Genomic DNA, 25,928 nt, shown 5'->3' with positions numbered 1-25,928 from the left:
GTCAGTTCCCCGCCCGGCGGCGTGCTTCGCCGGCCGCCGCCTGCGTCGCATCGGCGTCGGTGCCCAGATAAACCTCGATCACGCGCGGATCGGCGGCTACCGCTGCCGGCAATCCTTCGGAGATCTTCTCGCCATGGTCGAGCACCATGACGCGGTCGACGACGCGCATCAGCACCCCCATGATGTGCTCGACCCAGATGATGGTGATGCCGAGTTCGTCGCGGATGTTGCGCAGCATGTCGGCGGCCTGGTCCATCTCTTGCTCGTCGAGGCCGCCGAGGCTTTCGTCGGCGAGCAGGAGCTTCGGTCCGGTGGCGAGCGCCTTGGCAAGCTCGAGCTTCTTCAGGCCGGCGGCGCCGAGCCCGTCGACGCCGGCGTGGCGATCGGTCGGAAGGCCGACCATGGCCAGCGCCTTTTCCGCCGCCTCGTCCGCCTTCTTGCGGCTGTGCCGGCCCTGGCCGTAGAAGCCGGCGAGCGCGACGTTCTCGAACATGGTGAGGCGATGGAACGGCCGCGGGATCTGGAAGGTGCGGCCGATCCCGCCGTTGATGATCCGGTGCGGCGCGTGGCCGGCGATCTCGTGCCCGTCGAAACTGATCGAGCCTGCCGTGGGCACCAGCGTGCCCGACAGCATGTTGAAGATCGTGCTCTTGCCGGAGCCGTTCGGGCCGATTAGGCCGAGAATTTCACCCTTCTCGACCTTGAACGACACATTGCTGACCGCGGTGAAGCCGCCGAAGCGCTTCACCAGACCGTTCACCGCCAGCACCGCAGTCCCTCCGTTTTGTTGTTATTCTTGTGTCGGGACTACTGGTTGCTGAACGTCGTTCCCTTCGGCAGCGGCAGCACGGCTTCGCGCACCGCCTGGCTCTTCGGCCACACCACATAGGACTTGTCGTCGACGTACTGGATGACGACGGGGAAGGAGCGCTCGTTCTGGCCGGCCATCTGCGCGCCCTCGGCGGGGAACTTGACGCCGAAGCCGAGCATGGTGCCGCCCTCGGGAACGTCGACATCGAGCGCGGCCTTGCGCAGCGCCTCGGGATCGACGCCGCCATATTTCTTGATGGCGCGCGGCAGCACGTCGGTGAGGAACAGGTAGGTGTTCGACGCGGCCATGCCGACATGGGCGGAGCGGATGGCGACGCCCGGCTTCACCTTGTCGAACTCCTCGCCGACCATCTTGATGACCGGCGGCAGCTTCGGATCCATGGTCTTCTGGTTGGCGGCCCAGATCGAGATCGGGTCGGTGTTGAAGACATAGTTGGCGTCGACGCCGAGCCCCTCCTTCAGCTTCTCGTAGACGCCGTAGCCGGCGCCATGGCCGATCAGGGCCGCGACCTTCAGCCCCTGCTCGCGCGCCTGGCGGCCGAACAGCGTGATGTCAGGATTGTAGCCGGTGTGAAAGAGTACGTCGGGGCGCGCGCGCTTCAGCTTGGTGACGAGTGCCGAGAGATCGGGTGCTGTCGCCGAATAGCCTTCCTTGAGCACGATCTGGAAGCCGGCCTTCTTGGCGCCGGCCTCGTTGCCCTTGGCCACGTCGACGCCATAGGCACCGTCCTCGTGGATGATGGCGACGCGCAGGTCCTTCGGCTCCTTGCCGAGCTTGGCCTTGGAGTTCTGCGCGATGAAGTCCATCGTCATCATGCCGAACTGGTCGCCGCTTGCCTGCGGACGGAACACGTATTTGTAGTTCTTGCCGTCCAGCACGGCCGAGGAAATGCAAGTGGTGATCCACATGAACTTCTTGAGCTGCTCGACGCGGCCGGCCACCGGCACGCATTGCGCTGAGGAGTAGAAGCCGAGCAGCATGTCGACCTTTTCCTGCTCGATCAGGCGCACCGCCTCGTTGATGGCGACGTCCGGCTTGCTCTGCGCGTCGGCATAGACGGCCTCGACCTTGTAGCCCTCGACGCCGGACTTCACGTACTGGTCGAGCACGATCTTGGCGCCGATATATTGCAGCTCCGAGCCGCCGCCGGCCAGCGGGCCGGTGAGGTCGTAGATCACGCCGATCTTGATCTTCTTCTCCTGGGCTTCGGCGTCAGCCGCCATCCCCAGCACCGCCATTGCGGCGAACAGCCCGACAAACAGGCGTGCAGCTTTGCGCACCGGCATCAAACCCTCCCTGGAAATTGTGCATTGCGTTCTTGGTTGTTACTTGGAGCCTATCACACGGGCAGCGCCGTCCGATGTCAAGGCGCATTGCAAGGCCGCGGGCGGGCGCGCCCCTCATTCCTTCGCCGCAAGCGGCAAAATGCAATTGGCGCTTGCAGAATGCCGTCAGGCAGACAACTGCGCTTCCAGCCAGGCCGTGACAAAACGCGGCATGGCGCCGGTCAAATCGCCGCGCTTGCGCACCAGATGGACGGCGGAAAGCTCGGGCGCGGACTGCCGCGCGAGATTGGCCTCGATCCTGGCGCGCAGCGCCTCCCCGCGCATATCGACGTCGAGTGTACGGATCATCGCAATGGCAACCCCGGTGGAGATGCAGTCCCAGTGGGCGGCCGCGCGATACTCATGCGGGGCGAGCCCGGTCTCCTCCTCGACCTCGCGCGCCACGCTTGCGGGAATATCGAGCCGGCCGTCCCTGACGTCGTCGAGATCGGGCGTGCCCGATGGAAAGTAGACACGCCCTGCATTCGCCGTCTGCCCGCCCATCTCGCCGAGCACGAAGGCGCCGTCGGAGGCGCGCAAGGCGCCCATGCCAAAGCCGTTGAAGACGTCCTTGTCCGGAAAGCCCCAGTCGCGCCAGGCAAGGAAGCTCGCGAAATCGACTTCGAAATAGCTGGCGCTGAGCCGCTCGCCGGCGAACACCGGTGCGGTGCCGATCAGCACCCGGCCGTTCCACAGATGCGACCGCGCGCGCTGTTGAGCGGCGAAATGCGCCGCGATCTCGGCGCGCCGCGCTTCGGCGAACGGCCAGCTCCGCGGCGCCACCTGCAGGTCGAGCTCGGTGACGCGATGGATGGGCAGCGGCGGCACGAGGAAGGCGCTACTTCGCGCCCGAACCCGTGGTCTTCTTCGCCTTCTCCACGAAGGCGTTGGTGTAGGTCTTGCTGACGTCGATGCCGGCCTTGGCGACCTCGGGCGAGCCCTCGCTGAACACCGCGAGCACGGCGGCGGCGCCCTTGGGATCCATCAGGCCGGTCTGCGAGTACATCGGAAGCGTGTTTTTCAGCGCGGCGAGATAGAGCTCCTTGTTCTTGCCGACGAGCCCGTCGGGCATCTTCGCCATGATCTCTTCCGGCGTGTGGGAATGAATCCAGGCCAGCGTGTTGAGGATCGCAGTGGTCAGCGCCTGCGCCTCCTTCTCGTGGGACTTGATCCAGGCGACCGTCGTGTAGAGGGCGCCGCCCGGATACTCGCCGCCGAACACGTCGAGCGTGTCCTTCTGGGTGCGGGTGTCAGCGAGGATCTTGAGATCCTTGTATTCGCCCTGCAGCACGGTGACGGAAGGATCGAGCATCACGGCGGCCTCGATCTGCCCCTGCTGCATGGCCGCGACTGCGGTGGCCCCCAGGCCGACGCCGATCACCGCGGCGCTGGTGGGATCGAGGCCGTTCTTCTTCAGAAGGTACTTCAGGAAGAAGTCGGTCGAGGAGCCCGGCGCGCTGACGCCGACCTTCCTGCCGGCGAGATCCTTGATCGACTTGATCTCACTGGTGTGCTTCGGCGAGACCACCAGCACGAGGCCGGGATAGCGGTCGTAGATGACGAAGGATTGCAGCTCCTGCTTCTTGGCGGCGAGATTGACGCAATGGTCGAAATAGCCGGAGACCACGTCGGCGCTGCCGCCGAGCACGGCCTTCAGGGCGTCCGAGCCGCCCTTGAGATCGACCAGTTCGACGGCGAGGCCCGCCTTCTCGTACTCGCCGAGCTGCTGCGCCAGCACGGTCGGCAGATAGCAAAGACAGGCGCTGCCGCCGACGGCGATGGTGACCTTGCTCTGCGCGGCGGCGAGCGTGGTGCCCAGCGCCAGTGCCAATACCGCTCCGGCCAGCCGGCCAATGATGTTCCGCATGGGTCCCTCCGAAAATTTGGCCGGACGATAGTGCAGCGCGAGGTGGTTGAGAAGGCGACTTTGGTGCCAGACGCCGGCAATGGTGCCGTTCCGGCTTTGCAGACCGCGCTTCATTGCGACGCGCTGGAGAGAAGGAGAGAGTAGCGCCGCCGCCGCAATCCAAACCGCCGCTTCCATTGCAGCAAGCAGTCCTCCGCACGGCTGACGGCAAGCCGCCGCACGAAGGCCGTTCTGGCGTCATCTGCAACCGGTTGCTGTGCCGAGACTCAGGCAGCCGTTCTATTCTTGATGGCTCCAATGATCGCGGTGAGTATGGCACCGCCGGCACCGCCAGCGACCGCATGCGAAACAACACCGCTCATACTCATATTTCCGGATTGTGCCGCCGCCAAGACAGAGGGCAGCAACAAGGTGGCGATCTGCCCAAGCAGCCCGCCTCCCACCAGGCCAGAAACGATATTTCCAGCCGTACCAAGATCAAATGTGGAAGATGACTTGCCTGCTCCAAGGCCGCCAAGGGCTCCTGCAGCGAGATTGATCAGAATCTGCTCCATATTGATCTCCCGGTAATATGCTCGGTTGTGCTGACAAGCTTTTGCGGCAATTCCGGTTCCGTTCTCGATGATCGCCTATCGAGTGACGCGCCCCTGACTCGGCACCGAGCTGATACTCTGCGACAGGTCTTGCTGGAGCTGGTTTGATACAGATCAAGGGTCCAACCGGCAGCATAAGCTGCACCTTGACCCGGAGACGACGTCGAAATCACCCGTCGAAGATGGTACGGCTTCCTTGATCTCTGGAGGGGCTGGGGCCCGTGGCAAGAAGCAGCAGGTCGAACAAGAACCGACTTAAGGTGCGCCGCGTGGTCGATGTACCACTTCGCGAGGTTTCAGGCATTTCCCTGCGTCGCGACCGCAACGGTCGGAAATTCCTGATCGCGGTTGGCGACAGAGTGGCGAAGGTCGCATGGTTCGCGCTGTCGAAGGACGACAAGGGCCCAATTGAATGGCGCAAGAAGAGCATTGCGAAGCTTTCGGGTTCGATGCTTCCCAAGCATGATCCCCAGATCGAGGCTATCTGCGCCGACGGCCTCGGGCGCGTTCTGTTGCTACAGGAAACGCCTCCGCGTGCCGAGTTCATCGATCCCAACGCGCTGAAGGTCGTCGCATCGATCGATCTCGTGGTGGAAGGGCGGGGAAGGATTGCGCGCGCGTGGTCCGACCCGAAGGGATCGCGCGGTGAAGGCGCAGTGCTGTTGCCCGGGGGCAATTTGCTCGTCGCCAAGGAAAAGAAGCCGGCGGCGTTCATCGAGTTCGGCCCGCCGCATTCGCCGTCGAGGGGCCTGGTTCGCGGCGCCCTGGCGGAAGGCCGGGCGTGGCCGATCAAAAAAGGGCATCACCGGTTCGTAGCTCTCGCAATGTGGCTTCCCGACAAGACGCTGGCAAAAACCTGCGCCGACTTCAGCGACCTCGAAATAGGTCCGGATGGATGCGTTTATCTGCTCAGCGACAAATCCTCCACAATTGCTCGGCTCGATGGTCTTCCGGCAGGTGGCGGCACTGCTGCATTGCTTGATTCCTGGCAGCTAGGCGATCTGGAAGGAAAGCCGGAAGGTCTGGCATTCTCCGCTCAAGGTCATGCCATCGTCGCGCTCGACACGCGAAAGGCACGCCGAAATCTCGTTCTTCTGGAGCCGGCAATCGCGCATCGGAGGCGGCCGTCAATTCCATGATTGCGGCGCTCGCGTCCTGCCAACAGGCAACATTCCTCCAGGTGCTGCCGGGTCAGGTTTTGGCCCAAGGCCGATTACCCCCTGCCCTCGGTCGACACCGGCCGCCACACCAGGAGCCGCCGTTCCACCAGCGTCACGCCATAGTCGATCAGGAGCACGAAGGCCGACAGCACGAACATGCCGGCGAACACGCCGGCGACGTCGAAGATGCCTTCGGCCTGCTGGATCAGGTAGCCGAGGCCGGCGGCCGAGCCGAGATATTCGCCGACGACGGCGCCGACCACGGCAAAGCCGACCGAGGTGTGCAGCGAGGAGAACATCCACGACAGCGCCGACGGCCAGTAGACATGGCGCATCAACTGCCGGTCGTTCATGCCGAGCATGCGGCCGTTGTCGAGCACGGTGGGCGAGACTTCCTTGACGCCCTGGTAGACGTTGAAGAACACGATGAAAAAGACCAGCGTCACGCCGAGCGCGACCTTGGACCAGATGCCGAGCCCCAGCCACAGCGTGAAGATCGGGGCCAGCACCACGCGGGGCAGCGCGTTCACCATCTTCACATAGGGATCGAAGATCGCGGCAATCCGCGGCTGGCGCGCGAACCAGAACCCGACGAGCACGCCGAGCGCCGAACCGATCGTGAAGGCGAGGATCGATTCCCAGAGCGTGATGACGAGATGCTTCCAGATCGTGCCGGTGGAGAACCACTTGACGATCTGCTCGGCGACATCGATCGGCGTGGAGAAGAAGAACGGCGGCAACAGGACTTTTCCGAACACCGGCACAGTGGCGAAGAATTGCCACAGCGCCAGCGCGACGACGGCGACGGCGAACTGGCACAGCAGGAGCACGGGGCGCGACATCAGACCGCCTCCGCGACTTCCGAGGATTGCGCGTAGCCCTTCATCACCTCGTCCTTCAGCACGCTCCAGATCTCACGGTGCAGCTCGTGAAACTCCTTTTCCATGCGCACCTCTGAAATATCGCGCGGGCGGGCCAGCGGCACCCGCCAGTCGCCGATGATGCGCGCGGAGGGGCCGGCCGACATGATGACGACGCGGTCGGCCAGCGCGATCGCTTCCTCGAGGTCGTGGGTGACGAACAGCACCGCCTTGCGGTCGGCGTTCCACAATTCCAGCAGCAGATTGCCCATGATCTGCCGGGTCTGGGCGTCGAGCGGACCGAACGGCTCGTCCATCAGCAGAATCCTGGGATCGCGGATCAGTACCTGCGCCAGGCCGACGCGCTTGCGCTGCCCGCCGGAAAGCATGTGCGGATAGCGGTTGCCGAAGCCGCCGAGGCCGACGGAGGTGAGGAAGGCCTGCGCGCGTTGCCGCGCATGCTGCTGCGGCGCGCCGGTGATCTCGAGCCCGATGGCGACATTGTCGATCGCGGTCTTCCAGGGAAACAGCGCATCGGCCTGGAAGAGATAGCCGGCGTCGCGGTTCAGCCCGGTCAGCGGCTGGCCGAAGATGGCCACCTGCCCGGACGCAGGCTTCAGCAACCCCGCCGCGACATTGAGCAGCGTCGATTTTCCACAGCCGGTCGGGCCGACGATGGCGACGAACTCGCCGTTCGCCACCGTGAGCCGCGCCTTCTCGACCGCGGTATAGAGGCGGGAATCGGCGAGACGAAACGCCACCGTCGCGTCATCGAGCGCAATCGCCGCCGGCTCTGCCGCTGCCACCTGATCCTCCCATTGCCCGGGAGGATGCCTTAGCGGTTACCGGCGGCAAGTTCAACGCGGCGCTGCAACGCGTCGCCGGCGCCGGCATTCGTTGCGCCGCGCCGCCACACGAGCCAGCACGTCATGTGCACATGAGGATTGCGCACCCGTAGAAGATTCAAGCCAATCCACACGACGCCTCCCAGCAACAGGGAGCGCAGCGCCGACTCCGCAAGAATCGCCAGAATCATTTTCTCCTCCCCTTCGCCTTGGCCCGCGCGACCTGGTCGGCGAGCGCCCGCAGCTGCTTCTGGTCGAGCATGGCGCGGTCCACCATGCCGACCAGGACCTCCTCGACCGAACCGTTGCAGAACCAGTCGACGATGCGCTGCACGGCCTTTGCAGCAACCCGTCCGCGCTCCTCGGCCGCGAGATAGACATAGGTGCGGCCTTCGACGGTATGCGTCGTGTAGCCCTTCTCCTCGAGCCGGCGCAGCACGGTGCGCACCGTCGATTCCTTGAGCGGACGCGACAGCCGCTCACGCACCGCCTCGGCCGTGACCGGACCGTGGGCCCAAACCAGTTGCATCACCTCGCGCTCGAGGTCTCCGAGTTCGGGCAGGCTGTCGTCCATGGTGCTACCTTGCGATGTGCGGCTTTCCGTAGTGTTACAGAGCGTCGCATACGGAGCCCCGTCCCGCAATGACAATTCTGCCGGGAACGGCCACTATGCCCGTGGATCGAGCCCGGTTGAGGCCAATGGAATGTCCGCCACGTCCCTGATTGCCTATGCGAAGGTGGCAAAGCGCTTCGACGGCGGGCGCGTGGTGGCGGTGGACGACGTGTCGCTGGAGGTCGCCGGGGGCGAATTCGTCGCCATCGTCGGCGGCTCGGGCTCGGGCAAGACCACGCTGCTGCGGCTGGCCAACCGGCTAATCGAGGCCGACGGCGGCACGATCACCGTCGAGGGCGAGGACGTGCGCGCGGCCGATCCGATTTCGCTGCGGCGACGCATCGGCTATGTCTTCCAGAGCGGCGCGCTGTTTCCGCATATGAGCGTGGCCGGCAATATCGGCATCACGCCGCAGCTGCTGGGCTGGGCCGCACGGGACATTTCCGCGCGAACCGACGAACTGCTCGATCTGGTGCGGCTGGAGCGCGCGCCCTATCGCGACCGGATGCCGCACGAGCTCTCCGGCGGCCAGCGCCAGCGCGTCGGCGTGGCGCGGGCGCTGGCAGCGCGACCGCGCATCGTGCTGATGGACGAGCCGTTCGGCGCGCTCGACCCGCTCACCCGCGATGCGCTGGGCGAGGATTATCGCGAGCTGCACGGCAAGCTCGGCCTCACCACGGTCATGATCACCCATGACATGACGGAAGCGATCCTGCTCGCCGACCGCATCGCGGTGATGCGCGCGGGCAAGCTTCTGGCGCAGGGCACGCCGGCGGAGCTGGCCGCGAGCCGCGATCCTTACGTCGGCGAGCTCCTGCGCACGCCGCGGCGGCAGGCGGAACGGCTCAACGAGCGGCTGCCGCGGGGCGGCGCATGAGCCTGCTTTCCGATCCGCGCTGGGGCGAGGCGCTGGCGCATCTGCCGGATTATCTCGGCAATCATGTGCGCGTCAGCATCACCGCGCTGGCATTAGGCCTTGCGGTCAGCCTGCCGCTGGCGATTCTTTCACGTCACCGACCCATCCTGCGCGGCGCGCTGCTGGGACTGGCGAGCATCGTGCAGACCGTGCCGGGACTGGCGCTGCTCGCGCTGTTCTATCCGCTGCTGCTGGCGCTGGCCGCGATCACGCTGTCCTGGTTCGGCTTTGCCTTCTCCGCTTTCGGCTTCCTGCCGGCCGTGCTGGCGCTGGCGCTCTATTCCATGCTGCCGGTGCTGCGCAACACGATTACGGGTTTGCAGGGCGTCGATGCCGCCATTCTCGAGGCCGCGCAAGGCGTCGGCATGACGCCGCGGCAATCGCTCGCGATGGTGGAGCTGCCGCTGGCGCTGCCGGTGATGATGGCGGGAATCCGCACCGCGGCGGTGTGGGTGATCGGCACCGCGACGCTGTCGACGCCGATCGGCCAGACCAGCCTCGGCAACTACATCTTTGCGGGGTTGCAGACCCAGAACTGGGTGTTCGTGCTGTTCGGCTGCATCGCCGCCGCCGCGCTGGCGCTCATGGTCGACCAGTTGCTGGCGCTGATCGAGAGCGGATTGCGCAACCGCAGCCGCCTGCGCGCGGCGCTCGGCAGCGCCGGCATTGCCGCGCTGGTTGCGGCGACGCTGGTGCCGGCGATGGCACGATCCTCGTCGAGCTATGTCGTCGGCGCAAAGACCTTTGCCGAGCAATACGTGCTGTCGGCGCTGGTGGCGCAGCGGCTGCGCGCGGCGGGGCTGTCCGCGACCTCGCGCGAAGGGCTCGGCTCGAACGTGATCTTCGACGCGCTGGCATCCGGCGATATCGACGTCTATGTCGACTATTCCGGCACGCTGTGGGCCAATCAGTTTCACCGCACGGATATCAAGCCGCGCAACGAGCTGCTTGCCGAGTTGAAGGCCATACTGGCGAAGCGGGACATAACCCTGCTTGGCGAGCTCGGTTTCGAGAACGCCTATGCGTTGGTGATGCCGCGCAAGCGCGCGGCCGGGCTCGGCATCAAGGGCATCGCCGACCTCGCCTCGCGCGCACCGGCGCTGTCGATTGCCGCCGATTACGAATTCTTCTCGCGGCCGGAATGGGCGGCGCTGCAAAAGGCCTATGGGCTTTCATTCCGCAGCCAGCGGACCATGCAGCCGGACTTCATGTATGCGGCGGTTGCCTCGGGCGAGGTCGACGTGATCGCGGGCTACACCAGCGACGGGCTGATTGCGAAATACGATCTCGTCGCGCTGGACGATCCCAGGCGCGCGATCCCGCCCTACGACGCCATGGTGCTGCTGGCGCCGAAGCGCGCGGGCGACGAGAAACTGAAGGCCGCGCTGCAGCCCCTGCTCGGCAGAATCGATATCGCCACCATGCGCGAGGCCAATCTGCGCGCGGCAGGCAACGACGCGTCATCATCGCCGGATGCGGTGGCGCGATGGCTGTGGGAGAAGGTGGGGAAGCACTGACCTATCCGCGTCATGCCCGGGCTTGTCCCGGGCATCCACGTCTTTCTTTCCGCAGTGACGAAGTCGTGGATGGCCGGGTCAAGCCCGGCCATGACGAAGGAGAGATTCCCTACAGCCGCTTGATCAATCCCGCGTCGATCAGCATGCGGTTGAAGCGGCGCGCCTCGGCGCCCTTGTTGCAGGTGTAGAAGACGCCCTTGCAGCGAAGCATGATGTTCTTCTGCTCGGCAAAGGACGGGTCGAGCGGCACGCCGGCGGCATCCTGGATCACGATCGGCAGATAGGCAGCGTCCAGTTTCTCGAGCGCCGTTGACAGGTCCCTGGGCTGGAAGTTCACCGCGTCGATCGCATAATAGGTCGAGAAATAGCGGCGGTCGAAGGCCATCACCTGCCTGGCCAGATGGGCACGGTCGACACCGGGCTCGAGCATCTTTTGCGAGATGTTCGGCTGATGATCGCCGAAGCGGACGATCAGGAACGACTCGTCCGGATAATCCCGCTTCAGCTTCGCGACGAATTCGCCGTAGTCGCGCGCGGTGACGGTCTGCCGGCGGATATACTCGTCGATCTCTTCCGTGTTGCCCGGCGGCTTCCAGTCGGGCGTCAGCTCCGGCTTGTAGACGTCGGTCCAGGGGAAGTGATTGGCGGTGAGATACAGGAACATGAACACCGGCGCGCGCGACGGCACTTCGCGCGCGAAGACTTTCAGCGCCTGATCGAAGTAGAAGCTGTCGGGCTGCATGTCCTCGTTGACGCCCATCTCGGCCATGTCGATGAACTGCTCGACGCCGAGCGCCTTCTGGAAGGCGCGGGCGCTGAGGAAATCGCCATAGGTCGGATAGAGCGAGACCGTCTTGTAGCCGCAGCGCTGCAGCGCGCCGGGCAGGCCGCGGGTCACCCGGCCGGCGGCGATGCGCGTGACGTAGAACTTGAGATCGCCGAAGGAGCGCGCCGACAGCCCGGTCGCCACGTTGAACTCGGTGTACCAGGTCGGTCCGCCGGTCGCCTCCGCCACGAAGGTGCGCTGCTTGCCGTCGACGGATTTGAAATAGTCGGTGTAGCCGGTGGGGACCTTGATGCCGGGCGCGGCCGTGACGTCGAAGCTCGACTCGTCCAGCATCATGATGATGTGCGGCCGTTTCGCCGACGCGTCGCAAGCCGCCGGCAGCGGAAGCGCGGTCGGCGTGGAGGCATGTGCGCCGCGCGCCAGCGGCAGCCGCGGCTGCGAGGGTGGATCGGCCTCGATCCATCCGGTCGAGGTCAGCCGCGACGCGGCGACCACGCCGGAGCGCGCGAGATTGGAAATGTGGTTGATGCCCTGGAAGGGCTCCCAGGGCTGCTCGGGCACGGCGATCGCCATTCCCGAGATCGCCACGGTGGCGAAGGCGAGCAGCGCCAGCGATACCTTGCGGCTGACGCGGAACGGATCGGTGCGCCAGATCAGCCACAGCACCGGGACGGCGATGATGGCCGCACACAGCAGCGGCAGCTTCAGCCGCGGGAAGACCGAGAGCAGGAAGGAAAAGGTGTCGCGGTCGATGATGAGGAAATCGAGGAAGGTGATCGAGAGCTGCAGGATGTCGTACTTGAAGCGCGACAACGCGATCAGCACGACGATTGCCAGCAGCGACAGCGCCGCCGCGATGCCCGGCCGCGGCAGGAACACCAGCAGCAGGCAATTGGCGAACAGCCAGGCGAGGACCGCCAGCGTGATCGCGAACGGCCCGAATTCGGTGGTGAGGAGCGCATAGAGCGCAGCCAGGTGCAGCGCCGCGATGCAGGCAATGCCGATCCGGTTCCGCCAGCCCCGGGTGCGGCCGGCTCCCCTTCCCGCCTCGGCTTTGGCGGTTTCCGACAATAGCTCACCTCTGGTCATTTGTTTGAGCATGACCTTGTCCGAAAACCGGTTCCCACTTTTCGGGATCATGCTCTAGAGGTTCTTCACAAAACCCGCCTGGATCAACAGGCGGTTGAAGCGTCGCGCCTCCACGCCGTCCTTGCAAGTGTAGAACTGGCCCTTGCAGCGCAGCATGATGTTCTTCTGTTCCTCGAAGGAGGGATCGAGCGGAATGCCGGCGGCTTCCTGCACCACCAGCGGCAGATAGGGCGCCTCGATCGCGTCCATCACCACCGGGCTCTTCACCGGCTGGAAATTCACGGCGTCGATGGCGTAGTAGGTCGTGAAGTATCTGGGGTCGTAACCGTCGAACTTGCGGGCGACGCTGGCCTGATCGAGACCGGGGTCGAGCAGGTTCGACGAGAATTCCGGCTGGTGATCGCCATAGCGCACGATCAGGAACGGCTGGTCGGGAAACTTCTTCTTCAGCTCGGCGAGGAAGTTCCTGTATTGCTCGGCGCTCAGCGCCTGCCGACGCAGATATTCGTCGACCGGGGGCGTGTTGCCGGGCGCGCGCCACGACGGCAGCAGGTCCGGGCGAAATTTCGTACCCCACGGAAAATGATTGGCGGCGAGATAGACGTAAGTGAACAGCGGCGTCTTGGCCGGCTGCCCGGCGATCAGCCTGACCGCCTTGTCGTAGAAGAAACTGTCGGGCTCGATGCCCTTGGCGCCGAGATCCCGGGCGTCGAGGAAGTGCTGGATGCCGGTCGTGGTGTGGAAGCCGCGCGCGCTCATGAAGGCGCCATAGGCGGGATAGAGCGACACGGTGTTGTAGCCGCAACGGCGCAGCGCCATCGGCAGGCCGCGCTCGACGCGGCCGGAGGCGATGCGGGTGACGAAATAGGAGAAGCGGCCGAACGAGCGCGAGGACAGCCCGGCCAGCACGTTGTATTCCGCAAGCCAGCTGGCGCCGCCGCTGCTCTCGGTCAGGAATTTGCGTTCCTTGCCGTCGAAGGACTTGAAGTGGCTGCCGTAGCCGGCGGGCACCTTGACGCCCTGGGCCTGACGGATGTCCCAGCTGGACTCGTCATGGATCATGATGATGTGGGGGCGGCGGCCGGCGACCTGGCAGGAATCCTCCAGCGGCATCTTCAGCCGTTCCGCCAGCGCAGCATCGGATTGCATGAAGCCGTGGCTGGAGAAGTCGGCAACGGCCGACACGCCGGACAGTGCGAATTTCGAGAGATAGCCCTCGTTGTAATAGCCGTGCCAGGCTTCGTCCGGCCAGATCACGGCGTAGCCCGTCAGCGCGGAAAGACAGGCCAGCAGCCCGGCCGCGGCCGGCAGGCGGCGGATGCGGAACGGATCCAGCCACCACAGCGCATACATCAGCGGCAGGATGACGACGGCCGCCAGTACCACGCTCCAGCGCAGGTTCGGGAAGATCGTGAACAGGAACGCCGCGGTGTCGCGGTCGATCAGGATCAGGTCGAGGAAATTCGCCGTCATCTGCACGATGTCGTGCTTCAGCCGCGACAGCAGCACCAGCACCACGACCAGCGTCAGCGACAGGGCGCCCGACAAAGCGGGTCGGCGCAGCCAGGCGATGAAGAAGAAATTGAGGATGCCCCAGGCGAGCAGGAAGGCGGTGCGCGAGCCGAAATCGGTTTCGGTCCGCAGCATGATGCCGAGTGCCGCCAGATGCGGCATGGCGACCGCCAACAGCCGCCAGAAACCAATGGCGGCGATCCCGCGCGTAACGACGGTGGTAGCGGAAGGACCGGAATCCGGCGCGGGCGCCATGGGATGGGGACGCAATACGATCCGGTGCAATGCCAAGGCCTTGGCTGGCGGAGGCCAGGAGGCAACACCTGCGGCCGGTCTTCACAGCGTGTCACAAAATCGTAGTTGAAACGTCATGAACAGGCAATGAATTGCCTCGTCAGACCTTCGGCGCGGCAGGTTTCCGCGCTCAACTGTGGCCGGAACGCCGCGCGATGCCGGACATGAAGAGGTCGAGGATCGCCTCCGCCGTAGCCTCCCCGTCGGCCACGCCCCAGCGCGGAAAGTGGCCGTCGATCGCCATCCGGGCATAGCCATAGACCAGCGCACGGCCAGCGATCAGCACCTGCTTCAGGTCGGAGGTCCCGATCTGCCCCCCGGCGTGGGCCTCCTGGAGGATCCGCTCGGTCAGGCCGATCACCCCGGCATTGTCTGACGACACCGCGGCCGATCCGTCGTGGTCGAACAAACGGCGGCTGGAAATCACCTCGAAATGGGTCGGGTTGCGCATGGCCCAGCGCAGATAGGCGAGCCCAACGCATCGGAACTGCTGCAGCGGATCCCCGGCGGGGGCCTGTTCAAGCGCCCTGTCGATCTCGGCCCGGAATCGCCGCTGCGCCTCCTCGGCCACCGCCGCCAGCAGGGCATCGCGGCTCGCGAAATGGCGGAACGGCGCCGCCGGCGAGACCCCCGCGCGCCGGGCCGCCTCGCGCACGCTGACGGCCTCGGCCCCGCCCTCGCCGACCAGTTCGAACGCCGCCTCCACCAGCACCCGGCGCAGGTCGCCATGGTGGTAGGGCCGCCCGGCAGGCGCGCGGCGGGCGCCGGGTGCCCGCGGCTTGGCCTGCCCGCGCTTGGACCCGGAGGGTCTGGGGACTCGTCGCATGGCGTTTCCTAGCATCACCGGCTCGTGAATGTAAGCATCGATTACAATGCTTGACCGTTCCGCCCTACCCCGATGTAACTACCGATTACATTCAGGGAGGGTGGATCATGACGGCATATCGGCAGGACTGGTTCGAAGGCTGGCGGCTGTTTGCCGTGCTCGCACTGACGCTGACGGCGCTGTGTATCTGGATTGCCGGCATGCGCGGCTTCGAGGTCGAGGGCGTGCGCATGGTGATCCGCTTCACGGCGCGGACCTCGCTGCTGCTGTTCTGCCTCGCCTTCTCCGCCGCCGCGCTGGCAAGGCTGTGGCCGAATGCATGGACGCGCTGGCAGCGCCGCAACCGCCGCTATCTCGGCGTCAGCTTCGCCGCCTCGCACGGCCTGCACGCGCTGGCCATCGCGAGCTTCGCCATCATGGACCCCGCGGGCTATGCGGCGGCAACCTCGGCTGCGTCCTACATCTTCGGCGGCATCGGCTATGCCTTCATCATCGCGATGACGGCGACCTCGTTCGACCGCACCGCGCAGGCGCTGGGTGCGCGCCTGGCGCGTGCTGCACCTCACCGGCGGCTATTACCTGCTGTTCCAGTTCATGGTGAGCTTCGGCAAGCGCATCCCCGACATGCCGCTCTATGCGCTGTTCCTGATTCCGCTGGTCGCCGTGTTCGTGCTGCGCATGGTCAGCATGGCGGCGAAGGCCTCGCCGCGGCCGGCACGGGCGGGATAGCGGGGTATCACCGGTCCAGGAGAAGGTGAAACCTGCGCCCGAGTTGATGGTGCACGGTGATCACCGCACGGTCGACATCGCTGATGAGGCTTTCACCGAGGACGACGTTGGGAATTTCCCAGTTGCGTCCGCTGCGGGCATTCGCCAGCAATTGAAGGTCGGGGACGAGCGCCGTCCCACACCCCGGCTGGCTGCGCAACGCCTCGTTGGCGAGCCGCGTCAGTTCCGTCTTGTTCGTTCCAATCGTCATCGTCGCTCCAGTCGAGCATTGTTGCACAGCGCCTCGCGCTGGATTTTTCAGCAGGAATCCGGCTCTTGCCGATGCTGGGATTTGCGCGCTCACGTCTCCGGCGGCAGCAGGCCGATACGCTTCGCGATGATCCTGTCCATGGCGCGCTTGGGCAGCACGGCCGCCAGCAAGTAACGCATCGTGTCGGGCGCGATGTGATAGCGCACCTTCGGCTTCGGCAAGGTCAGCGCATCCAGGACAAGTTGCGCAATCTTCTCCGGCGGCAAGGCGATCGCGTCGAGATGCTGCATGAAGGCGCTGACCTTCTGCAGGGCTGGCAAATAGGGCGAGTTCTGGTAGCGGGAAATGTCAAAGGCCTCCTGCCCCTTGCTCCAGATCGGAGTCTTGACCGGTCCGGGCGCGATGATGACGACATCGATGCCGAACAGCATCATCTCGCGGCGCAGGCTCTCCGAAAACCCCTCGATGGCGTGCTTGGACGCCACATAGGCCGAGGTCAGGGGATTGCCGTTCTTGCCGGCGACCGAAGAGATCATCACGATCCGCCCCGGCGGGCCCTTCAGCGATGCGTCGGCGCCTAGCAGCGGGGCGAAGGCTTGCGTCGCGATGATCGGGCCGATCACGTTGACGTCCATCTGGCGGCGGAAATCGTCCACGGAAAGCCCGAGCACGGGGCCCGTCACCGCAATGCCGGCATTGTTGACGAGGCCGGCGAGCTTCTCGCCGTGCAGCGCCTCGCGTACCTGGCGCGCCGCCGCCAGCACGGCCGGCTCGTCGGTGACGTCGAAAATCAGCGGCGTGAAATTGGCCCCGAACTCGCTCTTGAGCCGTTCCGCGTCGGCCTGCTTGCGGACGCTGCCGAACACGTGAAAGCCCCTGTCCAGCAGCAGTTTTGCGCTGGCCCAGCCGATGCCGGTGGACGCACCGGTGACGACGACCGATTTCATGCTTTGTTCCCCTCTGTCCGGATAGCATATTTGCCTCGTCACGGATTTCCGCAAGTGACACCCGGTTGAAAGGCGACGCGCGGGGCGCAGCCCTCGTCAGGCGCTACCGGAACGCCCGCGCGCTGCACAGGATCGCAGGCCTGCTTCCCGAGCGGGCGCCCAGGCCGTTCGGTTAACGCTTCGTTCCTTTGATTAAAGAATCGCGCAGTGGCGCAATCGCACGTTAAGCGTGCGTTTCTTTATGTAATTCCACGGGGTTCCGGTCTTAACGCACGCGTAAGACTGGCGCTGCGATGGTCCGGGCAAAGAGGCCAAGATCAACAAAGGCTGCCAGGTGCAACAGCCCGCTCATTCCATCATTTCCGAGCTCGAGGACGCCGTCTCCGGCGGTTCCTCGGCCAAACGTATCTCCACGCTCCGGCGGGTGACCGATCTGTTCTTGCATGACGGCGAACGGCTCAACGACGAACAGGTCAGGGTGTTCGACGACGTGCTCTGCTTCCTGATCGCGCGGGTCGAGACCCGGGCGCGGGCCGAGCTCGCCAGGCGCCTTGCGCCAGTGGACTACGCCCCCTTCGAGGTGATCCAGCATCTCGCCTTCGACGACGAGATCGAGGTCGCCGGCGACGTGCTGACCAATTCCAGCCGGCTCGGCACCGAGGCGCTGGTCAGGATCGCCAGCACCAAGGGCCAGGATCATCTGTTGGCAATCTCGGCGCGCGCCAACCTGCCGGAGGCCGTGACCGACGTGATCGTCGACCGCGGCGAGGACAAGGTGATCCGGCGGCTGGCCAACAATGCCAGCGCCCGCTTCTCGGAAACCGGCTATTCCGGCATGGTCGCACATGCCGAGGGCGACGACGAGCTGATCCAGGTGCTCGGCCTTCGCGTCGACCTGCCCGTCAAATTCCTGCGCGACCTGCTGCGCCGCGCCAAGGATGCCGTGCGCGACCGGCTGATGGCGATTGCGCCTGCGTCGGTGGCCGAGGAAATCCGCCGGGTGCTCGACACCATCGCCAAGGAGGAGCCCGAGCCTGCCCGCGACTTCTCGGTCGCCGAACAGCTGGTCAAGCTGATGAAGGAGCTGGGCGAGCTCGACGAGGCCGCGATCGTCAAGTTCGTCGGGAGCGGCAAGTTCGACGAGGTCGCCGCTGCACTTGCCGCACTCAACGATGTCCCCACCGCGCTGATGGCGCGGGTCATGGAAGGCACGAGGGCCGACCTGCTGCTGATCCCCTGCAAGTCCGCCGGCCTCGACTGGATGGTGGTCGAGAGCATCCTGCGCCACCGGCCGGCGGTGACGAAGATCGACGACCGGACGATCTGGCAGGCCCACCGCGACTATGGACGGCTGTCGGCGGAGACGGCCCAGCGCACCGTGCGCTTCTGGCAGCTGCATAACCGGATCGAGAAGCCCGGCACGACGGCCGCGTGAGGCGGCACGCAAGAATTTGGTTTAGCTCTCAACGCTTGGGAAGGGTCACGCGCCGGATGAAGATTCGGCGCTGCGCCGGCGCACGAGAATACAGTTGAAGGGATCGGGCTTCGACTCGGAAAGCGCTCAGCTATTTGGATTCGAGAAATCACGCGAACAGCTTCACAGCAAGAATGTGCATGAAGTCTCAGTTCTTTGTTCCGGCTGATGCGCGACGCCCTGAACGGCGTGGCGGAGAAATCACTTCAAGAAACAAACGGGCGAGATCGCTTGCACGATCCCGCCCCAATATGCCGTCTAACGTTTAAGACTTCGTGTCGGCCTTAGTTCTTGCTCTTGTCGACCAGCGCGCCCTTCTTGATCCACGGCATCATGTCGCGGAGTTTGGCGCCGACCTCCTCGATCGGATGCTGGGCGAGCTTGGCGCGGGTGGCCTTGAACGAGGTCTGGTTGACCTTGTTCTCCAGCATCCAGTCGCGGGCGAACTTGCCGCCCTGGATGTCGGCCAGCACCTTGCGCATCTCCTTCTTGGTCTCGTCGGTAATGATGCGCGGGCCGGTGACGTACTCGCCGTATTCGGCGGTGTTGGAGATCGAGTAGTTCATGTTGGCGATGCCGCCTTCATAGATCAGGTCGACGATCAGCTTCACCTCGTGCAGGCACTCGAAATAGGCCATCTCGGGGGCGTAGCCCGCCTCGACCAGGGTCTCGTAGCCGCCCTTGATCAGTTCGACCAGGCCGCCGCAGAGCACCACCTGCTCGCCGAACAGGTCGGTCTCGCATTCCTCCTTGAACGTGGTCTCGATGATGCCGGCGCGGCCGCCGCCGATGGCGGAAGCGTAGGACAGGCCGAGATCATGGGCGTTGCCGGAGACGTCCTTGGCGATCGCGATCAGGCAGGGCACGCCGCCGCCGCGCTGATATTCCGAGCGCACGGTGTGGCCCGGGCCCTTCGGGGCGATCATCAGCACGTCGAGGTCGGCGCGGGGGTCGAGCAGGTTGAAGTGGACGTTGAGGCCGTGGGCGAACACCAGGGCCGCACCCTTCTTCATGTTGTCGTGCAGGTGCTCGCGGTAGATGTCGCCCTGCAATTCGTCCGGGGTGAGCATCATGACGAGATCGGCCCATTTGGCGGCTTCGGCGACTTCCAGCACCTTGAAGCCGGCGTTTTCCGCCTTCTTGGCCGAGGCCGAACCCTTGCGCAGCGCAATGGCGACTTCCTTGACGCCGGAATCCTTGAGGTTCAGCGCATGGGCGTGGCCCTGGCTGCCATAGCCGACGATGGCGACCTTCTTGCCCTTGATCAGGTTCAGGTCGGCGTCGCGATCGTAGTAAACACGCATAGTCGTTTCCTCTTGGGTGGGCCGGAAATCGGCCGATGAATCAGGCTTTTGGGAGGGTCAAAACCGCCGGGTCGCCCGCGAAATTCCGGCCGTTGTCTAGAGCATTTTGGAAGCTATGGGAAACCCGTTTATGCATGGCGCGGTGCGGCATCATGCGTCCATGAAGACCGGGTAGAGCGAGGCCAGAAGCAGCAGGGCCATCACGATGTTGAAGGCCCGCACCGCCGTCCGGGAGGTCAGCACCGGCCGCAGCGCCGTGCCGAACAGGGCCCAGACCACGGTGGAGACGGCTCCCATGGCGAGGCTGATCACGGTCTGGATCAGGATGTTCCAGGGGAAACTGGCAATGGCCGCATAGGCGGTGATGGTGCCGATCACCATCACCCAGCCCTTGGCGTTGACCCACTGGAACATGGCTGCGCCCCAGAAGGTCATGGGGCCGCTTCTGTTGTCCTGCTCGGGTGCCTCCGGCTCGGCCATGCCGATGTGCCAGGCGAGATAGACCAGGTAGGCGGCGCCGGCATATTTCAGCATGGTTTGCAGCACGGGATAGGCGATGAAGATGGTACCGAGCCCGAGGCCGACAGCGGCGACCATGAAGGCGAAGCCGACGGTGATGCCCGCGATGTGCGGAAGGGTGCGGCGGAAGCCGTAGGTGAGGCCCGACGACAGCAGCATGATGTTGTTCGGCCCCGGGGTGAAGAACATCACCAGCGCAAACATCAGGAAGGCGACAAAGAGCGAGTTCGACATCGGCGCCTCACGCGAGCTTTGGCAGGTCTTGCTTTGGCAGGTCTTGCTTTGGCAGCGCCTGCGGGCGCCTGGCCAGCAGCATGACGGCGATGCCGCCGACCACAGTGACCATGCCGGCAAGCCGCAGCGGGCCGAAGGTCTCGCCGAACACGATGCTGGAAGCCGCCGAACCGACGAACGGAACCAGCAGCGCAAACGGCACGACCGTGGCTGCCGGATAGTCGCGCAACAGGCGGCCCCACAGCCAATAGGCGATGCTGGTCGACACGGCGCCGAGGAAGATCAAGCAGGCAAGGCCTGTCGGCGACATGTGACCGAGCGCATGCCAGGTCGGCTGCGGTCCGTTGGTTACCAGCGCCAGCGCGAACAGGGGCACGGCGGCGGCAAGGCACAGCCAGGCGAAGAGATCGAACATCCGCACATGCTGGGCGCGACGCAGCAACAGGTTGCCGACCGCAAAGCTGACCGGCGAGATCATCAGCACGGCAGAGGCGGCGACACTGAAGTCGTAGCCGACCGTGCCGCAGATCATCAAGAGGCCGATCGTGGCGATGGCGATGCCGGCGGTCTGCATCCGCGTCGGCATTTCGCGGAAGAGAGCAGCGGCAAAGGCGATGGTGAACAGCGCCTGGCTCTGCACGATCACGCTGGACAGCCCGACCGGCACGCCGTGGGCGATGCCATAGGCCTGAGTCAGGAACTGGCCGAGGAACAGCGACAGGCTGATCGCGATCAGCAGCGGCCAGGATATTTCGGGCCTGCGCACGAACAGGCAGGGAATGGCGGCGACGGCAAAGCGCAGCGCCGTCATCAGCTCCGGCGAAAACTCGTCGAGCGCGATCCGGCTCGCGACGAACGCAAGCCCCCAGATCACCGCCACCAGGACAGCGATTAAGATATCGGCCGGCTTCATTTGTTGGTTCTGTTATCCGGGGCTGCGTTGGTCTTGTTCAGCTCTGTTCGCCGGCTTTCGGTTTTCGCAGGAGGTAGGTGCCGTGAAGGGGCGCGTGATAGTCGACCGATACGGTCTGGAAACCGGCATCGGCGAGCATCTTCTCGATCACCCAGGCGAAAGTCGAATATTCGTCGCGCATGTGGGTGATGACGCTTTCGCGATCGAATTCGTGGTTCTTGATGGAGAAATCCGCCCAGCCCTCGACGTCGCGCTCGACGCCGTCGGGCATGCCGACGAAGACGATGTCGCGCAGATAGAAATTCGCACCGGGCTTCAGCGCATTGAAGATGCGCGACAACGCCACCGCCTTCCAGAAATCCGGCAGATGATGCAGCGCGAATTCGCTGACGATCAGGTCGTATGAATTCGGCTGGTAGGCGAAGCTGAGCAGCCCCGCAAACTGCGTGCGGATCTTGACCTTTCGGTCGCGCGCCAGGATATCGGCGAGCGCGAGCATGGCGGGTGAAATGTCGATGGCGTCGACCTCGGCACCCATGGACGCCGCCTCGCAGGCCAGTACGCCGTTGCCGCAGCCGATGTCGGCGACGCGCCAACCCTTCCTGACGCCGAGCATGGTCAGCGCGGCGTTGGCGCGGCTGTCGCTGTTGTCGTGACGGTCATAGAGCGAGGCGACCGCGGAATCGATGCCGCGACGCCGCCGCTCGGTATAGTACCAGTCGCGCGCCAGCATGCGTTACATCCCTTCCGGCCCGCGCCCGATTGCGGCGACGCCGGTGCGCGACACTTCGACAAGGCCGAGCGGACGCATCAGGTCGATGAACTGGTTGATCTTCGAGGACGCGCCGGTGATCTCGAACACGAAACTTTCGGTGGTGGCGTCGATCACGCGGGCGCGGAACGCATCCGCCAGCCGCAGCGCCTCGACGCGATGGTCGCCGCCGCCGCGCACCTTCACCATCGCAAGCTCGCGCTCGATCGAGCGGCCGGTCAGCGTCATGTCGACGACGCGAAACACCGGGATCATGCGGTCGAGCTGGTGCTTGATCTGCTCGATCACCATCGGCGTGCCCGTGGTGACGATGGTGATGCGCGAGACATGTTTCTGGCTCTCGGTTTCCGAGACCGTGAGACTGTCGATGTTGTAGCCGCGCCCCGAGAACAGGCCGATCACGCGCGCAAGCACGCCGGGCTCGTTCTGCACCAGGATCGAGAGCGTGTGCGTCTCGTTCGGATCGTGGCGATCCTCGAGGAAATAGGCGGATGCCGGCTGGTTGGCGGGCTGGTTCATTGTCGTCCCTTGTCTCTCTTCGTCATGCCCGGGCTTGTCCCGGGCATCCACGTCCTTCGTTCTCGGCGGCAGGAAAGACGTGGATGGCCGGGTCAAGCCCGGCCATGACGCCTCCTACCGGTATCTAGGCCACCGCCCGTTGACCGGGCGTGACATCCGTTCCGACCCATCGCTGGAACAGATCAAAATCGATGTTGCCGCCGCTCAGGATCAGGCCGACGCGCTTGCCTGCGAGCTTGTTCTTTTCCGACAGCGCGGCCGCGAGCGCCGCCGCACCGGCGCCTTCGGCGAGATTATGCGTATCGGTCCAGTAGGCGCGGATCGCGGTGCCGATCTCGTCGTCGGTAACCTGCACGATGCGGGAGGCGCCCTTCAGGATGATGGCAAGTGCGTCAGCGTCGGGATTGCGGGTTGCCATGCCGTCGGCCAGCGTGTTGCTGCTGTTGGTGTTCACCACCTTGCCGGCCGCGAACGACAGCGCATAGGACGGCGCCTCCGTGGACTGCACGCCGACGATCTCGGTCTTGCGGCCGAGCAGGTCGCGGGCGAGGATGCAGCCGCAGATGCCGGAGCCCTGCCCGATCGGCACGTAGATGACATCGAGGTCGGGCGCGGCGCGCAACAGCTCCAGCGCATAGGTCGAAACGCCCAGCACGAGGTCGCGGTGGAAGGACGGCACCATGTGCAGCCCTGCCCGCTCGGCGTGACGCATCGATTCCTCGCGCGCCGCCTGGAAGTCCTCGCCATGCTCGACCAGCTTTGCGCCGAAGGCCTGCATGGCGCGGTTCTTCTCGACCGAGTTGCCATGCGGTACGTAGATGGTCGCGGCAATACCGGCGCGGCTCGCCGCGAACGCCAGGCTCTGGCCGTGATTGCCGCGGGTGGCCGAGATGATGCCGGGCACGCCGGGCTGCTCGCGCTTCAGCCGGTCGAGATAGGTGAGCCCGCCGCGCACCTTGAAGGCGCCGATCGGCGTGTGGTTCTCGTGCTTGACCACGACCGAGGTGCCGAGCCGCTGTGCCAGCAGCGGCCAGCCATGCGCCGGCGTCGGCGGCATTGCCGCCCCGACGATTTTTTGCGCGTGCTCCAGTTCGGCAAGATCAAACATGAGACTGCCTCGGCAACGGCGGTGAGCTCCCTCGCCCCGCTCTTCGCGGGGAGAGGGTTGGGGTGAGGGGCTGTCTCGCCGAATTCGGCAGGAGTCGGATTCGCGGATAGTCCCCCTCACCCGGATTGCATCTGCGATGCAATCCGACCTCTCCCCGCAAGCGGGGCGAGGCGAAGAAGAGCGCTGGTCGCGGCTGGTCCATCATCATCACACCAGCGCCTTGCCGCCGGCGAAGGCCCTGGCGGTGGCTTCGTCGGTGGCTTCCTCCGGCAGCAGCATTTCGTTGTGCGCCTTGCCGGACGGAATCATCGGGAAGCAGTTCTCCAGCGCCGCGACGCGGCAGTCGAACAGCACCGGCCGCTTGACCTTGATCATCTCGCGGATCGCGCCGTCGAGATCGCCGGGCTTGATCGCCTGCAGGCCGACGCAGCCATAGGCGTCCGCCAGCTTGACGAAGTCCGGCAGCGCCTCGCTGTAGGAATGCGACAGGCGGTTGCCGTGCAGCAGCTGCTGCCATTGCCGCACCATGCCCATGTACTGGTTGTTCAGGATGAAGATCTTGATCGGCAGCTCGTACTGCACGGCCGTCGACATTTCCTGCATCGTCATCTGTACCGAGGCGTCGCCCGCGATGTCGATGACGAGGCTGTCGGGATGGGCGACCTGCACGCCGAGTGCCGCCGGCAAGCCATAGCCCATGGTGCCAAGCCCGCCCGAGGTCATCCAGCGGTGCGGCTCCTCGAAGCCGAAGAACTGCGCGGCCCACATCTGGTGCTGGCCGACTTCGGTGGTGATGTAGGTGTCCTTGCCGCGCGTCAACTCGAACAGGCTCTGGATCGCCTGCTGCGGCAGGATGACATCGCTGCTCTTGCGGTAGGACAGCGAGTTGCGCGCGCGCCATTGCGCGATCTGTTGCCACCACGCCTTGATATCGGGCTTCTTCGCCTCGGCCCGGAACACCTGCAAGAGGTCACCGAGCACGTTGGCGCAATCGCCGATGATCGGCACGTCGACGCGAATGTTCTTGTTGATCGAGGACGGGTCGATGTCGATGTGGATTTTCTTCGAGCCCGGCGAAAAGGCGTCGATGCGGCCGGTGATGCGGTCGTCGAAGCGTGCGCCGACGCACAGCATGACGTCGCAATCATGCATGGTCATGTTGGCTTCGTAGGTGCCGTGCATGCCGAGCATGCCGAGCCAGTTCTTGCCCGAGGCCGGATAGGCGCCGAGCCCCATCAGGGTCGAGGTGATGGGAAAGCCGGTGACGTTGACCAGCTCGCGCAGCAGCTTCGATGCTTCCGGACCGGAGTTGATGACGCCGCCGCCGGAATAGATCACCGGGCGTTTGGCGGCAGCGAGCAGCGCCACGGCCTTGCGGATCTGCGTCGCATCGCCCTTGATCCGCGGCGTGTAGGACACGTGCACGTCGTCCTTGCGCGGCGGGTGATAGGTGCCGGTGGCGAACTGCACGTCCTTGGGCACGTCGACGACGACAGGCCCGGGACGGCCTGATGTCGCGACGTAGAACGCCTCGTGCAGCACTTTGGCCAGATCGTTGACGTCGCGGACCAGCCAGTTGTGCTTGGTGCAGGGACGGGTGATGCCGACGGTGTCGCATTCCTGGAACGCGTCGTTGCCGATCAGGTGCGTGGGAACCTGTCCGGTGATGCAGACCAGCGGAATGGAATCCATCAGCGCGTCGGTCAGCGGCGTCACCATGTTGGTGGCGCCGGGGCCCGAGGTCACCAGCACCACGCCGGGCTTGCCGGTGGAGCGCGCATAGCCTTCCGCCGCGTGGCCCGCGCCCTGCTCGTGGCGGACCAGGATGTGCTCGACCTCGCTCTGCTGGAAGATCTCGTCATAGATCGGAAGCACCGCGCCACCGGGATAGCCGAAGAGATGCTGCACGCCGTGATCGATCAGCGCGCGGACGATCATCGCGGCTCCCGTCATCTGGTTCGGATCGTGGCTTTCCTTGCTCATGGCTTGCTCCGGATGCGCACTTCGCGGCGCGGTCTTCGTTGGTTGGTCTGGGAAATAAAAAAGGGCCCGAAGAGGCCCCATGTGCACCGCCTGAATTCGAATGGCCTCAGCCACCCGGGGCGATGCACCTGGGTACGACG

General features: G+C 65.1%; 25 protein-coding genes and 1 pseudogene. 5 read left to right on the top strand and 21 right to left on the bottom strand.

The features are described 5' to 3' along the window. Position 1 precedes the first annotated feature (1 nt). From HZB49_RS23645 to HZB49_RS23625, 5 genes are all read right to left on the bottom strand, one after another. Positions 2-769: an ABC transporter ATP-binding protein gene (locus HZB49_RS23645; protein WP_291615721.1), complete on the bottom strand. Its 768-nt coding sequence runs from the start codon at positions 767-769 to the stop codon at positions 2-4. 38 nt (positions 770-807) lie between these two features. Next, positions 808-2,118 (bottom strand): ABC transporter substrate-binding protein, encoded by a 1,311-nt coding sequence (locus HZB49_RS23640; protein ID WP_291615719.1) that lies wholly within the window; start codon positions 2,116-2,118, stop codon positions 808-810. Between the two features lie 165 nt (positions 2,119-2,283). Further along, on the bottom strand, positions 2,284-2,985 hold the full coding sequence (locus HZB49_RS23635; RefSeq protein WP_291615717.1) for an NUDIX hydrolase: 702 nt from the start codon (positions 2,983-2,985) through the stop codon (positions 2,284-2,286). 10 nt (positions 2,986-2,995) lie between these two features. Continuing rightward, positions 2,996-4,024: an ABC transporter substrate-binding protein gene (locus HZB49_RS23630; RefSeq protein ID WP_291615715.1), complete on the bottom strand. Its 1,029-nt coding sequence runs from the start codon at positions 4,022-4,024 to the stop codon at positions 2,996-2,998. 266 nt (positions 4,025-4,290) lie between these two features. Beyond that, complete coding sequence (locus HZB49_RS23625) at positions 4,291-4,578, bottom strand: hypothetical protein (protein ID WP_291615714.1); 288 nt, start codon at positions 4,576-4,578, stop codon at positions 4,291-4,293. 260 nt (positions 4,579-4,838) lie between these two features. On the opposite strand from HZB49_RS23625, the gene HZB49_RS23620 reads away from it, so the two are divergent. Then, positions 4,839-5,756 carry a hypothetical protein gene (locus HZB49_RS23620; RefSeq protein WP_291615712.1) on the top strand — a complete coding sequence of 306 codons (918 nt, stop codon included), beginning with the start codon at positions 4,839-4,841 and terminating at the stop codon, positions 5,754-5,756. Positions 5,757-5,830: 74 nt separating this feature from the next. On the opposite strand, the gene HZB49_RS23615 is transcribed toward HZB49_RS23620, so the two are convergent. The 4 genes from HZB49_RS23615 to HZB49_RS23600 are packed head-to-tail and all read right to left on the bottom strand — an operon-like array spanning position 5,831 to position 8,056. Next, positions 5,831-6,619, bottom strand: coding sequence for an ABC transporter permease (locus tag HZB49_RS23615; protein WP_291615710.1), 789 nt, complete (start codon positions 6,617-6,619; stop codon positions 5,831-5,833). Beyond that, complete coding sequence (locus HZB49_RS23610; RefSeq protein WP_291615708.1) at positions 6,619-7,443, bottom strand: ABC transporter ATP-binding protein; 825 nt, start codon at positions 7,441-7,443, stop codon at positions 6,619-6,621. Before HZB49_RS23610 ends, HZB49_RS23615 begins: the two co-directional genes overlap by 1 nt. Before the next feature lie 29 nt (positions 7,444-7,472). Further along, complete coding sequence (locus tag HZB49_RS23605) at positions 7,473-7,673, bottom strand: hypothetical protein (protein ID WP_291615706.1); 201 nt, start codon at positions 7,671-7,673, stop codon at positions 7,473-7,475. Beyond that, positions 7,670-8,056 (bottom strand): BlaI/MecI/CopY family transcriptional regulator, encoded by a 387-nt coding sequence (locus HZB49_RS23600; RefSeq protein ID WP_291615704.1) that lies wholly within the window; start codon positions 8,054-8,056, stop codon positions 7,670-7,672. The genes HZB49_RS23605 and HZB49_RS23600 overlap by 4 nt, the downstream gene beginning before the upstream one ends. A 130-nt stretch (positions 8,057-8,186) precedes the next feature. On the opposite strand from HZB49_RS23600, the gene HZB49_RS23595 reads away from it, so the two are divergent. Next, complete coding sequence (locus HZB49_RS23595) at positions 8,187-8,972, top strand: ATP-binding cassette domain-containing protein (protein ID WP_291615702.1); 786 nt, start codon at positions 8,187-8,189, stop codon at positions 8,970-8,972. Further along, entirely contained in the window at positions 8,969-10,528 is a 1,560-nt protein-coding gene (locus HZB49_RS23590) for an ABC transporter permease/substrate-binding protein (protein ID WP_291615700.1), read from the top strand. The genes HZB49_RS23595 and HZB49_RS23590 overlap by 4 nt, the downstream gene beginning before the upstream one ends. 109 nt (positions 10,529-10,637) lie before the next feature. Here the strand turns inward: HZB49_RS23590 and HZB49_RS23585 are convergent, their stop codons facing one another. The 3 genes from HZB49_RS23585 to HZB49_RS23575 all read right to left on the bottom strand — a co-directional run bounded on the left by HZB49_RS23585 (position 10,638) and on the right by HZB49_RS23575 (position 15,036). Continuing rightward, the gene (locus HZB49_RS23585; RefSeq protein WP_291615698.1) at positions 10,638-12,416 is read right to left on the bottom strand and encodes a sulfatase-like hydrolase/transferase; all 1,779 of its coding nucleotides are present in this window, start codon (positions 12,414-12,416) and stop codon (positions 10,638-10,640) included. A 42-nt stretch (positions 12,417-12,458) separates the two neighbouring features. After that, on the bottom strand, positions 12,459-14,171 hold the full coding sequence (locus tag HZB49_RS23580; RefSeq protein WP_291615696.1) for a sulfatase-like hydrolase/transferase: 1,713 nt from the start codon (positions 14,169-14,171) through the stop codon (positions 12,459-12,461). Between the two features lie 169 nt (positions 14,172-14,340). Next, positions 14,341-15,036, bottom strand: a complete 696-nt coding sequence (locus HZB49_RS23575; protein WP_291615694.1) for a TetR/AcrR family transcriptional regulator — start codon at positions 15,034-15,036, stop codon at positions 14,341-14,343. A 107-nt stretch (positions 15,037-15,143) separates the two neighbouring features. On the opposite strand from HZB49_RS23575, the pseudogene HZB49_RS23570 reads away from it, so the two are divergent. After that, positions 15,144-15,765 (top strand): annotated as a pseudogene (locus tag HZB49_RS23570) (hypothetical protein). 7 nt (positions 15,766-15,772) lie between these two features. On the opposite strand, the gene HZB49_RS23565 reads toward HZB49_RS23570, so the two are convergent. Both HZB49_RS23565 and HZB49_RS23560 read right to left on the bottom strand, forming a co-directional pair. Beyond that, entirely contained in the window at positions 15,773-16,015 is a 243-nt protein-coding gene (locus HZB49_RS23565) for a hypothetical protein (RefSeq protein ID WP_291615692.1), read from the bottom strand. Between the two features lie 89 nt (positions 16,016-16,104). Further along, complete coding sequence (locus tag HZB49_RS23560; RefSeq protein ID WP_291615690.1) at positions 16,105-16,962, bottom strand: SDR family oxidoreductase; 858 nt, start codon at positions 16,960-16,962, stop codon at positions 16,105-16,107. Positions 16,963-17,296: 334 nt separating this feature from the next. Between HZB49_RS23560 and HZB49_RS23555 the strand changes: the two genes are divergently transcribed. Then, the gene (locus tag HZB49_RS23555) at positions 17,297-18,397 is read left to right on the top strand and encodes a DUF2336 domain-containing protein (RefSeq protein WP_291615688.1); all 1,101 of its coding nucleotides are present in this window, start codon (positions 17,297-17,299) and stop codon (positions 18,395-18,397) included. A 323-nt stretch (positions 18,398-18,720) separates the two neighbouring features. Here the strand turns inward: HZB49_RS23555 and ilvC are convergent, their stop codons facing one another. The 7 genes from ilvC to HZB49_RS23520 form a co-directional block, all read right to left on the bottom strand. Next, positions 18,721-19,740 carry a ketol-acid reductoisomerase gene (ilvC, locus tag HZB49_RS23550; protein ID WP_291615686.1) on the bottom strand — a complete coding sequence of 340 codons (1,020 nt, stop codon included), beginning with the start codon at positions 19,738-19,740 and terminating at the stop codon, positions 18,721-18,723. 150 nt (positions 19,741-19,890) lie between these two features. After that, on the bottom strand, positions 19,891-20,493 hold the full coding sequence (locus tag HZB49_RS23545) for a LysE family translocator (protein WP_291615684.1): 603 nt from the start codon (positions 20,491-20,493) through the stop codon (positions 19,891-19,893). A 7-nt stretch (positions 20,494-20,500) separates the two neighbouring features. Then, the gene (locus HZB49_RS23540; RefSeq protein WP_291615682.1) at positions 20,501-21,406 is read right to left on the bottom strand and encodes an EamA family transporter; all 906 of its coding nucleotides are present in this window, start codon (positions 21,404-21,406) and stop codon (positions 20,501-20,503) included. Between the two features lie 37 nt (positions 21,407-21,443). Next, positions 21,444-22,139: a class I SAM-dependent methyltransferase gene (locus tag HZB49_RS23535; protein ID WP_291615680.1), complete on the bottom strand. Its 696-nt coding sequence runs from the start codon at positions 22,137-22,139 to the stop codon at positions 21,444-21,446. Positions 22,140-22,142: 3 nt separating this feature from the next. Next, a complete protein-coding gene (gene ilvN / locus HZB49_RS23530) occupies positions 22,143-22,697 on the bottom strand; it encodes an acetolactate synthase small subunit (protein WP_291615678.1) in 555 nt (184 codons plus the stop codon). 124 nt (positions 22,698-22,821) lie between these two features. Continuing rightward, the gene (locus HZB49_RS23525; protein ID WP_291615676.1) at positions 22,822-23,805 is read right to left on the bottom strand and encodes a threonine dehydratase; all 984 of its coding nucleotides are present in this window, start codon (positions 23,803-23,805) and stop codon (positions 22,822-22,824) included. A 207-nt stretch (positions 23,806-24,012) separates the two neighbouring features. Further along, the gene (locus HZB49_RS23520) at positions 24,013-25,788 is read right to left on the bottom strand and encodes an acetolactate synthase 3 large subunit (RefSeq protein ID WP_291615674.1); all 1,776 of its coding nucleotides are present in this window, start codon (positions 25,786-25,788) and stop codon (positions 24,013-24,015) included. Positions 25,789-25,928: the final 140 nt, after the last annotated feature.

It is taken from the genome of Bradyrhizobium sp. (assembly GCF_016219575.1).
Classification (GTDB): Bacteria; Pseudomonadota; Alphaproteobacteria; order Rhizobiales; family Xanthobacteraceae; genus Bradyrhizobium.
Note: the sequence above shows the minus strand (reverse complement) of the source record. Positions and strands in the feature narration are given on the sequence as shown.

Coding starts and splice junctions, on each gene's coding strand:
- HZB49_RS23585 (WP_291615698.1), bottom strand. CDS start 12,416: ATGCTCAAACAAATGACCAGAGGTGAGCTATTGTCGGAAACCGCCAAA.
- HZB49_RS23640 (WP_291615719.1), bottom strand. CDS start 2,118: ATGCCGGTGCGCAAAGCTGCACGCCTGTTTGTCGGGCTGTTCGCCGCA.
- HZB49_RS23615 (WP_291615710.1), bottom strand. CDS start 6,619: ATGTCGCGCCCCGTGCTCCTGCTGTGCCAGTTCGCCGTCGCCGTCGTC.
- HZB49_RS23630 (WP_291615715.1), bottom strand. CDS start 4,024: ATGCGGAACATCATTGGCCGGCTGGCCGGAGCGGTATTGGCACTGGCG.
- HZB49_RS23540 (WP_291615682.1), bottom strand. CDS start 21,406: ATGAAGCCGGCCGATATCTTAATCGCTGTCCTGGTGGCGGTGATCTGG.
- ilvN (WP_291615678.1), bottom strand. CDS start 22,697: ATGAACCAGCCCGCCAACCAGCCGGCATCCGCCTATTTCCTCGAGGAT.
- HZB49_RS23565 (WP_291615692.1), bottom strand. CDS start 16,015: ATGACGATTGGAACGAACAAGACGGAACTGACGCGGCTCGCCAACGAG.
- HZB49_RS23580 (WP_291615696.1), bottom strand. CDS start 14,171: ATGGCGCCCGCGCCGGATTCCGGTCCTTCCGCTACCACCGTCGTTACG.
- ilvC (WP_291615686.1), bottom strand. CDS start 19,740: ATGCGTGTTTACTACGATCGCGACGCCGACCTGAACCTGATCAAGGGC.
- HZB49_RS23575 (WP_291615694.1), bottom strand. CDS start 15,036: ATGCGACGAGTCCCCAGACCCTCCGGGTCCAAGCGCGGGCAGGCCAAG.
- HZB49_RS23590 (WP_291615700.1), top strand. CDS start 8,969: ATGAGCCTGCTTTCCGATCCGCGCTGGGGCGAGGCGCTGGCGCATCTG.
- HZB49_RS23520 (WP_291615674.1), bottom strand. CDS start 25,788: ATGAGCAAGGAAAGCCACGATCCGAACCAGATGACGGGAGCCGCGATG.
- HZB49_RS23535 (WP_291615680.1), bottom strand. CDS start 22,139: ATGCTGGCGCGCGACTGGTACTATACCGAGCGGCGGCGTCGCGGCATC.
- HZB49_RS23545 (WP_291615684.1), bottom strand. CDS start 20,493: ATGTCGAACTCGCTCTTTGTCGCCTTCCTGATGTTTGCGCTGGTGATG.
- HZB49_RS23560 (WP_291615690.1), bottom strand. CDS start 16,962: ATGAAATCGGTCGTCGTCACCGGTGCGTCCACCGGCATCGGCTGGGCC.
- HZB49_RS23605 (WP_291615706.1), bottom strand. CDS start 7,673: ATGATTCTGGCGATTCTTGCGGAGTCGGCGCTGCGCTCCCTGTTGCTG.
- HZB49_RS23595 (WP_291615702.1), top strand. CDS start 8,187: ATGTCCGCCACGTCCCTGATTGCCTATGCGAAGGTGGCAAAGCGCTTC.
- HZB49_RS23525 (WP_291615676.1), bottom strand. CDS start 23,805: ATGTTTGATCTTGCCGAACTGGAGCACGCGCAAAAAATCGTCGGGGCG.
- HZB49_RS23625 (WP_291615714.1), bottom strand. CDS start 4,578: ATGGAGCAGATTCTGATCAATCTCGCTGCAGGAGCCCTTGGCGGCCTT.
- HZB49_RS23600 (WP_291615704.1), bottom strand. CDS start 8,056: ATGGACGACAGCCTGCCCGAACTCGGAGACCTCGAGCGCGAGGTGATG.